This is a genomic window from Acinetobacter sp. YZS-X1-1 (assembly GCF_000804305.1).
Classification (GTDB): Bacteria; Pseudomonadota; Gammaproteobacteria; order Pseudomonadales; family Moraxellaceae; genus Acinetobacter; species Acinetobacter variabilis.
On sequence record NZ_JWHB01000019.1, the window covers coordinates 18,837 to 33,101 of the forward strand.

The 14,265-nt window shown below is 42.5% G+C and carries 14 protein-coding genes; 6 read left to right on the forward strand and 8 right to left on the reverse strand.

The window, feature by feature from the left end; genetic code table 11:
• A complete protein-coding gene (gltS, locus tag RJ01_RS10685; protein WP_004783788.1) occupies window positions 1-1,224 on the forward strand; it encodes a sodium/glutamate symporter in 1,224 nt (407 codons plus the stop codon).
• A 152-nt stretch (window positions 1,225-1,376) separates the two neighbouring features.
• Here the strand turns inward: gltS and RJ01_RS10690 are convergent, their stop codons facing one another.
• Window positions 1,377-2,243, reverse strand: coding sequence for an alpha/beta fold hydrolase (locus RJ01_RS10690; protein WP_034171056.1), 867 nt, complete (start codon window positions 2,241-2,243; stop codon window positions 1,377-1,379).
• Window positions 2,244-2,359: 116 nt separating this feature from the next.
• Between RJ01_RS10690 and RJ01_RS10695 the strand changes: the two genes are divergently transcribed.
• Window positions 2,360-2,818: a hypothetical protein gene (locus RJ01_RS10695; protein ID WP_034171057.1), complete on the forward strand. Its 459-nt coding sequence runs from the start codon at window positions 2,360-2,362 to the stop codon at window positions 2,816-2,818.
• A gap of 107 nt (window positions 2,819-2,925) precedes the next feature.
• Here RJ01_RS10695 and RJ01_RS10700 read toward each other — a convergent pair whose 3' ends face one another.
• Complete coding sequence (locus RJ01_RS10700) at window positions 2,926-3,141, reverse strand: hypothetical protein (RefSeq protein WP_004783783.1); 216 nt, start codon at window positions 3,139-3,141, stop codon at window positions 2,926-2,928.
• Between the two features lie 591 nt (window positions 3,142-3,732).
• On the reverse strand, window positions 3,733-5,019 hold the full coding sequence (gene brnQ / locus RJ01_RS10705; RefSeq protein ID WP_034171058.1) for a branched-chain amino acid transport system II carrier protein: 1,287 nt from the start codon (window positions 5,017-5,019) through the stop codon (window positions 3,733-3,735).
• A gap of 352 nt (window positions 5,020-5,371) precedes the next feature.
• Here brnQ and map point away from each other — a divergent pair, with 352 nt between their 5' ends.
• Window positions 5,372-6,166, forward strand: a complete 795-nt coding sequence (map, locus tag RJ01_RS10710; RefSeq protein WP_004783779.1) for a type I methionyl aminopeptidase — start codon at window positions 5,372-5,374, stop codon at window positions 6,164-6,166.
• 294 nt (window positions 6,167-6,460) lie between these two features.
• On the opposite strand, the gene RJ01_RS10715 is transcribed toward map, so the two are convergent.
• The 4 genes from RJ01_RS10715 to RJ01_RS10730 form a co-directional block, all read right to left on the reverse strand.
• On the reverse strand, window positions 6,461-7,360 hold the full coding sequence (locus RJ01_RS10715) for a LysR substrate-binding domain-containing protein (protein ID WP_034171059.1): 900 nt from the start codon (window positions 7,358-7,360) through the stop codon (window positions 6,461-6,463).
• A gap of 87 nt (window positions 7,361-7,447) precedes the next feature.
• The gene (locus tag RJ01_RS10720; RefSeq protein ID WP_034171060.1) at window positions 7,448-8,152 is read right to left on the reverse strand and encodes an NAD-dependent deacylase; all 705 of its coding nucleotides are present in this window, start codon (window positions 8,150-8,152) and stop codon (window positions 7,448-7,450) included.
• Window positions 8,153-8,171: 19 nt separating this feature from the next.
• Window positions 8,172-9,104 (reverse strand): alpha/beta fold hydrolase, encoded by a 933-nt coding sequence (locus RJ01_RS10725; protein WP_034171061.1) that lies wholly within the window; start codon window positions 9,102-9,104, stop codon window positions 8,172-8,174.
• 14 nt (window positions 9,105-9,118) lie between these two features.
• On the reverse strand, window positions 9,119-9,667 hold the full coding sequence (locus RJ01_RS10730) for a PadR family transcriptional regulator (protein WP_034171062.1): 549 nt from the start codon (window positions 9,665-9,667) through the stop codon (window positions 9,119-9,121).
• Between the two features lie 166 nt (window positions 9,668-9,833).
• Between RJ01_RS10730 and RJ01_RS10735 the strand changes: the two genes are divergently transcribed.
• The 3 genes from RJ01_RS10735 (at window position 9,834) to RJ01_RS10745 (ending at window position 13,617) form a co-directional block, all read left to right on the forward strand.
• Window positions 9,834-11,858 (forward strand): NADPH-dependent 2,4-dienoyl-CoA reductase, encoded by a 2,025-nt coding sequence (locus tag RJ01_RS10735; protein WP_034171063.1) that lies wholly within the window; start codon window positions 9,834-9,836, stop codon window positions 11,856-11,858.
• A gap of 172 nt (window positions 11,859-12,030) precedes the next feature.
• On the forward strand, window positions 12,031-12,441 hold the full coding sequence (locus RJ01_RS10740; RefSeq protein ID WP_034171064.1) for a nuclear transport factor 2 family protein: 411 nt from the start codon (window positions 12,031-12,033) through the stop codon (window positions 12,439-12,441).
• A 69-nt stretch (window positions 12,442-12,510) separates the two neighbouring features.
• Window positions 12,511-13,617 carry a YheT family hydrolase gene (locus RJ01_RS10745; protein ID WP_034171065.1) on the forward strand — a complete coding sequence of 369 codons (1,107 nt, stop codon included), beginning with the start codon at window positions 12,511-12,513 and terminating at the stop codon, window positions 13,615-13,617.
• A 61-nt stretch (window positions 13,618-13,678) separates the two neighbouring features.
• Here RJ01_RS10745 and RJ01_RS10750 read toward each other — a convergent pair whose 3' ends face one another.
• On the reverse strand, window positions 13,679-14,134 hold the full coding sequence (locus RJ01_RS10750) for a hypothetical protein (RefSeq protein WP_376738169.1): 456 nt from the start codon (window positions 14,132-14,134) through the stop codon (window positions 13,679-13,681).
• Window positions 14,135-14,265: the final 131 nt, after the last annotated feature.

A 14,265-nucleotide genomic window follows, 5' to 3' on the forward strand; every position in this document is an offset into this window, starting at 1 on the left:
ATGAATTATGAGATCGATGCCTTTGGCACTTTGGTAATTGCGGTATTTTTTCTTTTTATTGGGCGGTATTTGGTTAGTAAAATTGGCTTCTTTAGAAACTATAATTTACCTGAACCCGTAATCGGCGGTTTAGTCGCAGCGATTGCGGCTTTTATTCTCTATAAATTTTTTAATATCAGTGCCACATTTGACTCAGAAATCCAAACTATTCTGATGCTGATGTTCTTTACCTCTGTTGGTTTAGGTGCAGACTTTACCAAGCTCAAAGAAGGCGGAAAATCACTGCTGATCTTTCTAGTCTGCGTCATTCTATTTGTAGTCGTGCAAAATGCGGTTGGCATGAGTTTAGCCACAGCACTTGGACTTGATCCATTGATTGGCTTGATTGTTGGTTCTGTTACCTTAACAGGTGGACATGGTACTGCCGGTGCCTGGGGTGAAGTGCTTGAAACTCAACATGGAATCCAAGGGGCAATTGTCCTCGGAATGGCAAGTGCTACTTTTGGTTTGATTATTGGTGGACTTGTGGGTGGTCCGGTTGCCAAATTTTTGATTAAACGAAATCAATTGGCAGAGACAGTAGCGCAAGAGACCAATGAACAACAACTCGATACTAGCATCAACACCGCACCCTTCGAATATCCAAAGAAAACCCGGTTGATTACAGCCAGTAATGCAGTGTCAACTTTGGGGATGTTTGCACTATGTATTTTTGTTGCGAATGAAATGACAGAGATTAGTCAGGGAAGATGGTTTGAACTGCCGACCTTTGTCTGGGCCTTAGGGACAGGGGTGATTGTACGTAACTTCCTGGAGCATGTGCTAAAAGTCGATATTTTCGACCGTGCTATTGATGTATTCGGAAATGCGTCATTGTCTCTGTATTTATCAATGGCTTTACTGTCGTTGCAACTCTGGTTACTGGCCGATTTGGCAGGCCCGCTCATTACCATTTTGTTTGCGCAGACAGCGGTACTGATTTTATTTACCGCAATTGTGACCTTTAGAATCATGGGAAAAAATTACGATGCAGCCGTATTGGTGGCGGGGCATTGTGGTTTTGGTATGGGAGCAACTCCAACTGCGATTGCAAATATTCAGGCGGTCACCAATAGCTATGGTCCATCACATAAAGCATTTTTGATCGTACCGCTATGTGGTGCATTTTTTATTGATATCGTGAATGCTGTGGTGATTCAGAGCATCATTGCATTTTTCGGTTAAATTTTAATACGGCTTCAAAATCATATAGACATTAAAAAGCCCCATGGTTAGGGGCTAGTCGTATGCACATCTGAGGCACATACTGTAAGAGGCTCATCTCATACTGAGCGTATTAAAGCACATTAACCTGTCAATAGCCATTTAAATCATCTTTAGGCAGATAACTGTTGCTCAATGACTGGCCATAAGTTTTGATGTGACTTCTTGAACATCAGCATGTGGCCAATCCCTTTATGACCATATTCTTGGGGTTTTAGCTCAATCATTTCTGTGGCTGCTTTTGGATATAAGCGCAGCAAGTCTTTGACATTCGCTTGAGTGGCGATTTCATCATCCGAAGCCCAGATTGATGTGATCGGGCAGGTGATCTGAGCATGATAGTCATGTGCTGGTGCGATCTTTTTACCAATCGCATTAATTATATAACCTGGTTTACTACAAAATTCTGCCCATTCACGCGCCACATCTTTTGGCAGGTTTTCACCCATACCAATCGCTTGAGTTGGACCATAGCCTTTGGTGATACGTGCCAATGGGAAAATGATATTGAACATCACTGGTGCTAGTAATCTGGTGCGCCCCTTTAAACCTTTAACATGACCCGTCGATCCAGCAATTGCCACGACTTTTTCCACTTTGGCATAGTTTGGGACAATACCCAGCAGCTGTCCACCAGCACTATGCCCAAGTAAGATGACCTTTTCTGTCTGAGTCTTAGCTAATAGCGCATCAATTGCAGCCGGAATGTCCAGTTGTCCCCATTGCACAATACTGGCTTTAGAATGCTTAACCGGACATATTAAGGATTCGCCAATACCCCGAAAATCAAATACCAGCACTGCATAACTCTGAGCTTGCAGCCAACAGCTAAAACTATGATAAAACTGTTTGGTAATGCCAGTCGCAGGGCAGATTAATATAGGAGATTTCTTGCATTCAGCATCAGTAGCTGGATAAAAACGTGCACTTAATTGATAGCCATCCTGGCACTTTAGAGTCAATGTTTCGAATTCAGACATGGGCTACACTATATTTTTGAATCAGAATGAATGCTTAAATTTACCTGACTTCTTCAAAGAAACTTGTTAAAACAATGACTAAAAAGTCATTACGATGATAAAAACGGAATGAAAATATGCAGGGAATCGAACTTGATCTGGCAGTAAAGATCGCGATTATTTTTAGTGGAATATTCTTATGGGTGGGGATGTTAACCGGGGTATGGAAATATTGGCAAATCCGTCAGTCTGTCAATTCACGGGCGCATTATTATGTGGATATTGCTCATCGCAGCAGTCTGCTTTATGCCCCTGCGACATTGATTCTGGCAGTATTGGCTTATTATTCAGCATTATCTTCGCAGATTAATTTGATCTGTGTATTGATCAATGTTCTCTTTTTCAGTTTCTCGATTAGTGCGTATATCTTGCATGGGTTTTTGAAAGATACGACGAATCAGTTTAAGCGACCGCATCAACTGGGTAAATTTCAGTTGCCGGGCGTGCTTATGACTTTGGCAATGGTCAGTTTGATTATTGCAGAATTGGGAGGAACGGGCGTGCTTCTTTATGGGGCGGCGATCGGATTATTCTAATTTTTAATGGGTGATTTTATTTTTCGAGCTTTAAGCTTAATTTATTTCTTTTCTGCCAGATGGATGACTGGCCAGCTCATCCACTGGGGTATAAATTTATTAATAAATTATCGGTATTTCTGGTCAATCACAGCCCATAAGAAAAAGGCTGCCGAAACAATCAAGGCATAACCTACGTACTCAAATTTTAAATTGCCTTGAATTAAACAATGCACAATCAAGGTCAGCATAAGCGCAACCGTGGTGCTTAAGAAAGTCACCAGATTGGTATTTGCCTTAAGAGCGTCAATGAAGACTTGCTTTTTGAAATGTACTGATAACATCTCCATCCCTCCCGTTTATTTGTATAATTGAAGAGTAAATCTTATTGATTTAGTCTGAATTGAATATACAGTTGTACTTCTTAATTTCAACCTTTGCAACTATTTAAGTGAACTTTAACAATTAAAAAGGCCTCCTTTAGTCGTATTACTGCACTAATCAATGATTACATCTGAATCATTATCTTAAACATTTCAGCGAGGGCAGTCCGACTGAAGTTTCAAGCGATCATTCATTGCTACCATTGGGAAAAGCAAATTCTACGCCAAAGATTTGTAGAGATAATCCAGAGAATGTAAGTCTATGTAGAATGATGAAGGTGAGTTGGTTTAATCAGGAAACAATATGTTTAAAAAACAGTAAAATACAGAGTAGTGTTGATCTTCTGCTAAAGAATGAAAATAGAAGTAAGAAAGAAGCTAATTAAAATAATTGATTAAAAGTCTATAAAGCTTTCTAAAATACAATTTGGCTATGATGAGAAGGTGAGGGTGTAAACAATAAATGCCGGTTTGGGTAAAACCTGATAGATATTGATCACGCTAAAACCGGATTTTGGGTAAAAATACGATTTTTATGACCTCTTAGAAAGATTAATTTCTGATACGGTCAATCACAGCGGCAATGACAAGAACAATAAGAGATGGAATCAACCATGCCATATTTTGTTCAGAAAGCGGTAAGTTCTGTAGCAATTCAGGTAATTCAAGGCCAGCAACTTTAAGGCCATCAAAAATACCGAAAATAAATGCAACCAGTGCGGCCGGTGCAACAACTTGAGCAGGCTTTTTAAAGAAATGACCGCAGAAGCTTAGCAGGATCACTGCAATCGCAGGCGGATAAATCGCGCTCAATACAGGCACAGACACGGCAATCAGTTTGGTCAAACCAAGATTTGAAATCACCAGCGAGAAGCCGACCAGTACAAAGACAAAGGCTTTATAAGGCAGTTTGGTAATAGACGAGAAATATTCAGCACATGCGCAGGTCAAACCGATCGCAGTCACCATGCAGGCAACGAAGATCATGGTAGCAAGGAAATAAGCACCCATATCACCAAAAGCATGTTGTACATAGGCATGCAGAATGATCGCGCCATTCGCAGCATTCGGGGCAACATCGTGACTACCTAGGCCTAGTTTAAACAGGCTGAGATACACCAGCGTCAAACCGATACCAGAAATAATCGCTGCATTGACTGCATATTTGGTAATCAGCTTGCGATCCGTTACGCCACGAGAAGTAATCGCACGCACGATCACAATACCAAAGACCAATGCGCCTAAGGTATCCATGGTCAGATAACCATTAACGATGCCTTCAGTTACTGGACTTGTAACATAGTTACCCACTGCAGCAGGTGGTTTGCCGGCAGGAATCAACACTGCAGCACCGCCTAAAATGATCAATGCGATAATTTTTACTGGGGACAGGAAGTATCCAACCGTATCCAGAATCTTATTTGGATAAAGGGAAACCAGAGTCACTACAGCGAAATAGATCACACTATAGATCAGCAGATTGCTAGGTGCATTGCCAAAGTATGAAGAGAAGCCGATTTCATAAGAAACGGTTGCAGTACGTGGTGTCGCAAATAAAGGTCCAACCGTCAGATAACAGACCACAGTCAGTAAAAGACTGGCTGCTTTACCTAAAGGAGAACTTAAGATCTGGATTGAACCTTCAACACGTGACAATGCCACGATGGTGATGACAGGTAGGCCAACTGCCGTAATCAGGAAACCTAGGGCAGCTAACCATACATGCTCACCGGCTTGTTGAGCCACAATCGGTGGAAAGATAATGTTGCCCGCACCAATGAACAGTGCAAAGGTCATAAAACCTAAGGCCACAATATCTCTTGTACGGAGATTTGTCATAGAAGGAGAACAAATAAATAAAAGAAAGCGATTTTAGTGTATATATGATGATTTTTGGAGTTTAATTTAATGCCAAAAGCCTTGATTTTACTGATTTTGACGATCGGATAAAGTGAACTTTAAAAGCTTGGTAGAAATATATCTTTGATATTCAGTTGAAAAAAATATAATTTATTTTTAAATAAATAAATCATTTAGACTTCATTTCATTATATTCGGCTTATTGTTTGTATAAATAAGCAGCATTGAGATTCTCTATAGCAAGTTTTAAGAATTGTCATGCAGACCGAACAAATGCGCATCTTGGCTGAAAAAGGACTATAATTTCCCGATTCACCTTGAGGATAGATCCATGCGAGCTCCAGCGATTACTCTGAAAACCGAACAAGATATCGAAAAATTACGTATATCTGGGCGTTTGGCTGCACAGGTCTTGGAAATGATCGGGGAGCATGTCAAGCCGGGTGTCACGACTGAATATCTGGATGACATCTGTCATGATTTTATCGTCAATACGCTAAAAGTGACGCCTGCCAATATTGGCTATTATGGTTATACCAAAACCACCTGTATTTCACCGAATGAAGTGGTTTGTCATGGTATTCCATCTCCGAATACTGTCTTGCAAGACGGCGATATTATTAATATTGACGTTGCGATTATTAAAGACGGTTATTTTGGCGATACCAGCAGGATGTATTATGTTGGTACACCATCTCCTGAAGCCAAACGTCTGGTCGAAACCACTTATGAAGCTATGGTTGCCGGGATTCATGCCGTTAAACCGGGCGCAACCCTAGGCGATATTGGGTATGCAATCCAGTCTGTTGCACAGCGTGAAGGCTACACCATTGTGCGTGAATATTGTGGTCATGGGATTGGTAAAATTTATCACGAACAGCCAAACATTCTGCATTACGGGCAACCAGGTCAGGGCATCAAACTGGTACCCGGTATGGTCTTTACCATTGAACCTATGGTCAATATGGGCAAAGCACGTGTTAAAGAGTTAAAGGACGGCTGGACAGTCGTGACTGCGGATAAATCCTGGTCAGCTCAATGGGAGCACATGGTAGTCGTGACCGACACAGGTTTTGAGCTGTTATCGCCGTGGCCAGAAGGTACAGGCGAGTATCCAGAAATTTAAATTATTTTTCACGTTATGCATTGAAATACAGTAGCTTACATAAATTACAGCTTGCTTGCTATTGGTGACGAAAGCCTACAAAACACTACATGAAGAAGTGGTTTAACCAGCCAAATTCTCTTAATCTATTTATAGTTAGTTCATGATTGTTCTATTAGATGTCTGATTACTGTGTATTAGATTTGGCTTAGCGGTAGTAGTTTCCTTTCGTTCACTTCATGCTGTAGTGAATTGTTTTTATTAGCTCATTTTTCCCCAAGAATGAGCTATTTTTTTTGCCTGAAATATTTCTATTTATACAAGATGCAGGTGCTCAACCAGATAATCGATAAATACCCGCACAGCCGGTAACAGGCCACGACGGGAAGGATAAACCAGATGAAAAATCCCATGTGCGGTTTTCCAGTCTGAAAGTACCCGAACCAGTTCGCCACGTTCTACATATTGCTGCACGACATTATCGGGCAATAAGGTAATGCCGCAGCTTGAAGCCGCCAGTTGTGCCAGCATATTCAGGTCTGATCCCATTACGGTCGGGTTGATCCGGATTTTTTTCTGTTGCTGCTGCTCATTCTGCAATATCAGGAACTGTTCAGTATGTTCCTCAGCCATGCTTAAAATTTTATGTTCAGAGAGCTGTTCAGGCGTTTTCAGATCGCCAAATTCATTCAGATAACCCTGACTGGCAAACAGATGCTGTTCGATTTTTTCAAACTGACGAATTACCAGATTCGGATCATCATCCAGGCTGGTCCGTACCCGTAGGGCCAGATCAAAGCCTTCGTTAATGATGTCCACACGTCGATTGGTGATCATCATCTGGACTTTAATTTCAGGATATTTTTTCAGGAAATCCGGCAGGATTTTTGCCATTTCATTCTGGGCAATGGAGACGGGCAGGCTGACTTTAATGGTGCCACGCGGTTCAGTACTGAGATGATCTACCAGGTCGTGTGCAGCCTGTGCTGCACTGAGCATCACTTGTGCATGGCGATAGATATTCATGCCTATATCAGTGACTGCAAAATGGCGAGAACTACGCTGAATCAGACGGACGCCAAGACGTTCTTCCAGATTATAAACGCGGCGGCTGAGCTTGGATTTGGGAATATCGGTAGCACGTTCGGCTGCACTAAAGCCGCCATGTTCAACGACCTGCGCAAAACAGTAAAAATCATCCAGATCAGTCAGCATCGTTTAATTCCATTCCTGCAACAATAGACTGATTAAAAAATGATTGTTGCATACTGTCAACTATAGAATACGAATTTTGAACGATGACTAGATCTCGGACTCAAGTAATTTAAGTAAGGTTTTCATGCCTTCTGTGGCCGTCTGGGAAATCTTGTGAAACTGAACGGGTAAATGCTGTTGATCTGCTTTGGGATCAATATAATAAGCTGTGCAGTGAGCTGGAATCTCATGGATTAAACCAGCAACAGGATATACTTGCAGGCTAGTTCCAATGACCACAAAAATATCAGTATCCTGTACACAATCTTGTGCTTCTTCATAAGCTGGTACAGCTTCGCCAAACCAGACCACATGTGGACGTAGTGGATAGCCATCCTTACAGAAGTGTTTAGTTAAATCTAATTCAGTCCCTTCGATTGGATAAAACTCGGTGGTGTACTGGCAATTCGGGCCTGAGGTTTTGGCTAGGCGGATATTGCCATGCAGGTGAATAACCTTAGAACTTCCGGCACGTTCATGCAGATCATCAATATTTTGGGTAATCACATGGACATCAAAATCATCTTCAAGTTCAGCAATGAGTTGATGAGCTGCATTTGGCTGTGCTTCCAGAATATTTTTACGTCGGGCATTATAAAAGCGTTGCACGAGTTCCGGATTTTTAGCCCAAGCTTCCGGTGTGGCCACTTCTTCTATACGATACTGTTCCCAAAGCCCATCACTGTCACGAAAGGTGTTAATCCCACTTTCAGCACTCATGCCAGCACCTGAAAACACCACCAGTTTTTTCATGATTTCTTCTCCTTAATCTTTAAGCCGCTGAAGAGCTGGACTGTAAATTTTCTTTCAGAAAGATGCCGAGCTCCTTGGCAAATTTGAGTGGTTCGGTCAGTAAAGGGGTATGACCAGATTTGTTGAAAAGCACATGTTTAGCCTGAGGCAGGCTTTGGGCAATCAGGCGCTGGCCTTCCACAGGATAAAGTTTGGACTGCACACCGCTAAAGAAAGTCACCGGACAAGTAAGTTTCGCCAGAGCTTCACGATAATCTTCCTGATGATATAAATAATTATTGATGTACCACGTCATATAATCTACCCGACTGGAAGGCAGGAGCAGGCTTTGCAGACGAGGTCGGTTCAGGATGAACTTAAACACTTTTAAACTGGCTGGACGATCATTTTGTAGCTGGATGAAGCGCAGCCATAATGCTGTAATTTGCTGACATACTGCAGTATCCAGATTCCGAATGAGTTCAATCTGCTGATGTTCTGCAAGTAATGTTGAAAGCTGCTGCAAAATTTCAATAAATTCCTGATGGCGTAAACCAAAAAGTCCAAATGCCCAAGCATCATCAACCGGAATCTTCGGTGTTTGGTCAATATGCAAATAAGCTGCTATATGTTTGGCAAAATCCCTATAGCACAAGCCATGCATGGTGGTTGTCGCACCCATAGAGTAAGCAATTACAATGAATTGATTTAAATTAAGCTGCTGGATCACTGATTGAACATCGAGCCAGTGACTGGAAATCGCATCCAGGTCTTGCGGAATTTTGCAGTGACTAGATGCCCCAAACCCACGCCACTCGGGAATAATAAAGCGGAAATTTTTCTGATGTGGATAGAGAAAAGCTGCCCATTGCCAGCTCAACATGCCCAGACCTGATAGGACCAAGACCGGTTGACCCTGACCGTATTCACGTACAAATAACTGTTCGCCATCTGGCATGCTATAGAAGGGCATGCATATCTCCGTATTTATAATTTTTCTACATCGAATTGTTTAAGTTTGGGAATAACCTGTTCCAGCCAGGCAATCCAGCCCAGTTCCTGGTCAATACCTAGTTGCAGAATCATTTTATGAATATACAGGGTTCGGTCATTTTCGTCAGCTTGAGCAAAGTCTTTGGCGAAAATCTGCTGATAGGTTTTAAGCTTCTCTTTATGTATTTCTAGATGGCGTTCCAGTTCAGGTAAGGTGCTGTTGCCGCCCAGCTGGGCTTCTGCACGCAGACGAACCATCAGTTCTTCCCGAAGCTGTGCTGGGGAACTGTGCTCCAGCATCCAGTTAGCCAGTTCTTCCCGGCCGAGTCGCTCTACCTGATAGGTTTTTTTACGGCTATGAGAATCTTCCTCTTCTAGGGTCGAAATCCAGCCTTTTTGCAGCATGGCATTCAATTCACGATAGATCTGCTGATGGGTGGCATTCCAGAAGAAGCCCATGGAGCGGTCAAAACGACGTGCCAGTTCAATGCCAGTGCTCGGTTTCTCAATTAGGCTGGTGAGTAAAACATGTGATAAAGACATAAACGTCTCAAAAAAATGACTCGGGATTATTATGCAACATGTTGCATAAAAATCAATTCTGCACTATAAATTAGTGCAACAAGTTGCATAAGACTGCTGCTTGATGGAAGTAAATCAGTCAGCCTGAATAAAAATAGCCAGCACATCTGCACGCTAAGGAGTTGAAATGTCTAAATATCCGAATTTACTTGCCCCACTGGATCTGGGTTTTACCACGCTTAAAAACCGTGTCTTGATGGGCTCCATGCATGTGGGCTTAGAAGAAGCACCGGGCGGTTATAATCGGATGGCTGCCTTTTATGCAGAACGTGCCAAGGGTGGTGTAGCCTTAATTGTCACAGGTGGTATTTCGCCGAATGATCATGGCGTCACTTTTCAGGGTGGTTCCAAGCTCGATACGATTGAAGAAGCTGAAAAGCATAAAGTGATTACCCAAGCTGTACATGAAGCTGGCGGGAAAATTGCTATGCAGATCCTGCATACCGGCCGTTATTCTTATCAGGCGGAAAATGTTGCGCCGTCTTCAATTCAGGCACCGATTAATCCAGTCAAACCGCATGCTTTAAGCTCGGCTGAAGTGCAGCAGACCATCGATGATTTTGCCAACTGTGCCAGACTGGCTCAGTATGCAGGTTATGACGGTGTCGAAATCATGGGCTCAGAAGGTTACCTGATCAATGAGTTCATCGCAGCACGTACCAATCATCGTGATGATGAATGGGGTGGCAGCTATGAAAACCGTATCCGTTTCCCGATTGAAATTGTACGCCGTACCCGTGAAATGGTCGGTGAGAACTTTATTATTATTTATCGTCTTTCGATGCTGGATCTGGTTGAAGGCGGTTCAACTCTAGAAGAAGTAATCCAACTCGCCAAAGCCATTGAGAAAGCGGGCGCGACGATTATTAATACCGGTATTGGCTGGCATGAAGCGCGTATTCCGACCATTGCTACTAAAGTGCCACGTGCGGCCTTTACCTGGGTTACGCGTAAGCTAAAAGGTCAGGTGAATATTCCTCTTATTACCTCTAACCGTATTAATACCCCGGAAATGGCAGAATATGTCCTGGCTACAGGTGATGCCGATATGGTGTCAATGGCACGTCCAATGCTGGCAGACTCTGAGTTTGTCTTAAAAGCAGAACAGGGCCGTAGTGATGAAATCAATACCTGTATCGGTTGTAACCAAGCCTGTCTGGATCATATTTTCTCGATGAAAATTGCCACCTGTCTGGTGAATCCACGTGCTTGTTATGAAACCGAACTGATCTTTAAAGAAACCACTGTAGCGAAAAATATTGCAGTGATTGGTGCGGGGCCGGCAGGTTTAAGCTTTGCCATCTATGCAGCAGGTCGTGGCCATCATGTCACTGTATTTGAAGCTTCAGCACAGATTGGTGGGCAATTTAATATTGCGAAGACCATTCCAGGTAAGGAAGAGTTTTATGAAACCTTACGTTATTTCAAACGTCAGATTGAGTTGCAACCACGTATTCAATTGAAATTAAATTGCACCGCGACCTTTGATCAGCTGATTTCAGCCGAATTTGATGACATTGTGGTTGCCACTGGGGTGACACCGCGTCAGCTCGATATTCCTGGAATTGATCATCCTAAAGTGTTGTCTTATCTGCAGGTGCTAAGAGAGCGTAAACCAGTCGGCCAGCGTGTGGCGATTATTGGTGCAGGGGGTATTGGCTTTGATACAGCCGAGCTGCTTAGTCATGGGACCGAAAGTGGTAGTGTCAATCCGGAAAAATTCTATGATGAATGGGGAATCGATACTAACTATGAAAATGTTGGTGGACTCAAGACCGCCAATGTAGAACAGCCTGAACGTGAAATTTATTTATTGCAGCGTAAAGCAGCTTCTGTCGGTTCAAGTCTGGGTAAAACCACAGGCTGGATTCACCGTGCTGGCTTAAAGCATCGTAATGTCAAAATGATTGCTGGTGCAAGCTATGAAAAAATTGATGATCAAGGTCTGCATGTGATGGTAAATGATCAACCTGCAGTGTTAGACGTAGATAATGTCATTATCTGTGCTGGTCAGGAATCTTATACTGCCATGTTTGATGAACTGAAAGCTGCCGGTAAAAACGTGCATCTCATTGGTGGTGCGAAAGAAGCAGGTGAGCTGGATGCTAAACGTGCAATCCGTCAGGGTGCTGAATTGGCTGCGGTGGTTTAATTGATAAAACTTAAAAGATGACAGTTTTTGCTTTCATGCGAAATTGTCATGAAAGAAAGTTGATTGTTCCCTCTCCTTTGTTAAAGGAGAGGGTTAGGGAGAGGATTCTATTCTAAAACACCAGAATCCCCCTATTTACAAAGGGGGACTTTACAACAAAAAGGAAATAATAATGACACTACAAACAACCCAAACTGCAATTATGCGTTGGCATGAAATGTTGGAAACACGTGACATGTCCATATTGAATGAACTCCTCGCGGACGATGTCGTATTCCGCTCACCCGTGGCTTTTCATCCTTATCCCGGGAAACAGGTTGTATTTTTTATCTTGACCAATGTGGTTCAGGTCTTTGAAAACTTTAGTTATCACCGCGAATTTCTTAGTGAAGATGGTAACAATGTTGTACTTGAGTTCTCCGCCAATGTCGGCGATAAGAAACTTAAGGGAATCGACATGATTCAGTTCAATGATGAAGGTCAGATCATTGATTTTGAAGTAATGATACGACCAAAATCTGGACTTGAAGCCTTAGCTATAGAAATGGGCCAGCGGATTCAGGCTTATCAGGCTAATACTTAATTTCCTAAAATTGATTCAAGTCGGCATGAAGTTTGTACATCACTGATAGAAAACTAGAGGGGAATACAGATGAAAATGTGGCTTAAAAAAATGAGTCAACTTTCAAGTGAATATCTGGACCGCTTTAGCGGAGCCGATCTTCCAACACTTTATTATAATCCGAATGGTTTATTTTCTGGTGTGATTGAACGTTTACCACTTTTAAAACAGAAATATCGTCCAACACCGTGGTTATCGAATGCGCATGCGCACATTCTATATCTGGACTTGATAAAAAAACACACGATTAAGCTGCAATATGATGTGCTTGAGCAGCTGAATATGTCCGATGGCGGCATTACTGGCATTGCCTGGTATGGTTTAGATTTACCGCCAAGTACACCTACCATTGTGCTATTGCATACCATTACCGGCTCTCCGGAATCCATGCGGGAGCTGGTGCGTGACCTACATAAATATACAGGCTGGCGTGTTGCTCTGTGTTTGCGCCGTGGTCATGCTGACCTGCCAATGCCTGTGCCAAAAATGAACTTGTTTGGTTCAACCCAAGATCTGCGTGAACAGTTGCTCTATATTCAGGACAAGTTTCCTCAATCCGATCTCTATGGTGTGGGTTCCTCTGCAGGGACAGGATTGCTGGTTCGCTACTTGGGTGAAGAGGGCGAGCAGACCCCGCTCAAAGCAGCCTTTGCCTTATGCCCAGGCTATAATACCGAAACCGGTTTTGCCTATGTGCATCCGTTTTATAGCAAAGTCATGGCTAAAAAACTGATCAAACGTTTTATCCATCCTTATCAGGAAACCTGGCAGATTTATCCTTCATGGAAGCAATTGCTTGAGGTGAAAGACTTGTCTGAATTTGAACAGCGCTACTATGAGCTGGCAGGCTTTTCAGATTATGAAAGTTATACCAAGGCCACCAATCCAATTTATGTATTTGAAAATGTCAAAATTCCATTGATGATTTTGAACTCGGAAGATGACCCGGTCTGTCATATCCAGAATCTGGAACCGTATAAGGATGTCATTCGAGCCATGCCAAATATTGTGGTCGTCACCACTAAAAAAGGTAGCCATTGTGGCTTTTATCAGGGCTTAATGCAGACAGAATCATGGGCCACTCGTCTGATGGCAGATTATTTACTGCAACTTTCCGATACTCCAACGGCAGCTTGAAAGAGATTTTTAAACCATAAAAAACCCAGCATAAGCTGGGTTTTTTTGATGAAGGATTATATTAGTTTTCAAGTGCTGGCATAGCAGCAGCAATTGCATCTGCAACTGCATCATCTTCAGACTTACTTGCAGAAGATGAGTTGTTTTTAGGAGCGGCTGGTGTTGCTGCAGGTTTTGCAGGCTGCTCAGTGCTTGAATTTGTTTCAGCTGCAGGCGCAGGCTCTGATTGAGCAGGTTCCGGTTTTTTAACTTCACGGCGAATTTCAGTCGTAGTATTCGCAGTTTGTTCGCGCTGGATTTCAACAGTCGGTGCTGCTGGTGCTTCTTCAACCGGTTCAACTGGTGTTGATTCTAATGGTTCAACAGGCTCAAGTTGTACAGGTTCCGGAGCAACCACTTCAGATGCTGGAGTAACTTCGGTTTGTTCTTCTTCTTTTGGAGCTTCTTTTTTTACACAACCAGTCAGTGTAAGGCCAGTCAGGATCAGGGTACAGATTAAAAGTTTCTTCATCATCATTGCATCAAACAGAATAGTGTAGGGTGTGAATGCTCCTATTATAGCAGCAAAATGCAATATATAAATCATATGAACTTACTGTAATTTTTTTCAGGAATTGCTGTTAGAATAGTCAATTGTTTATTGTTCTT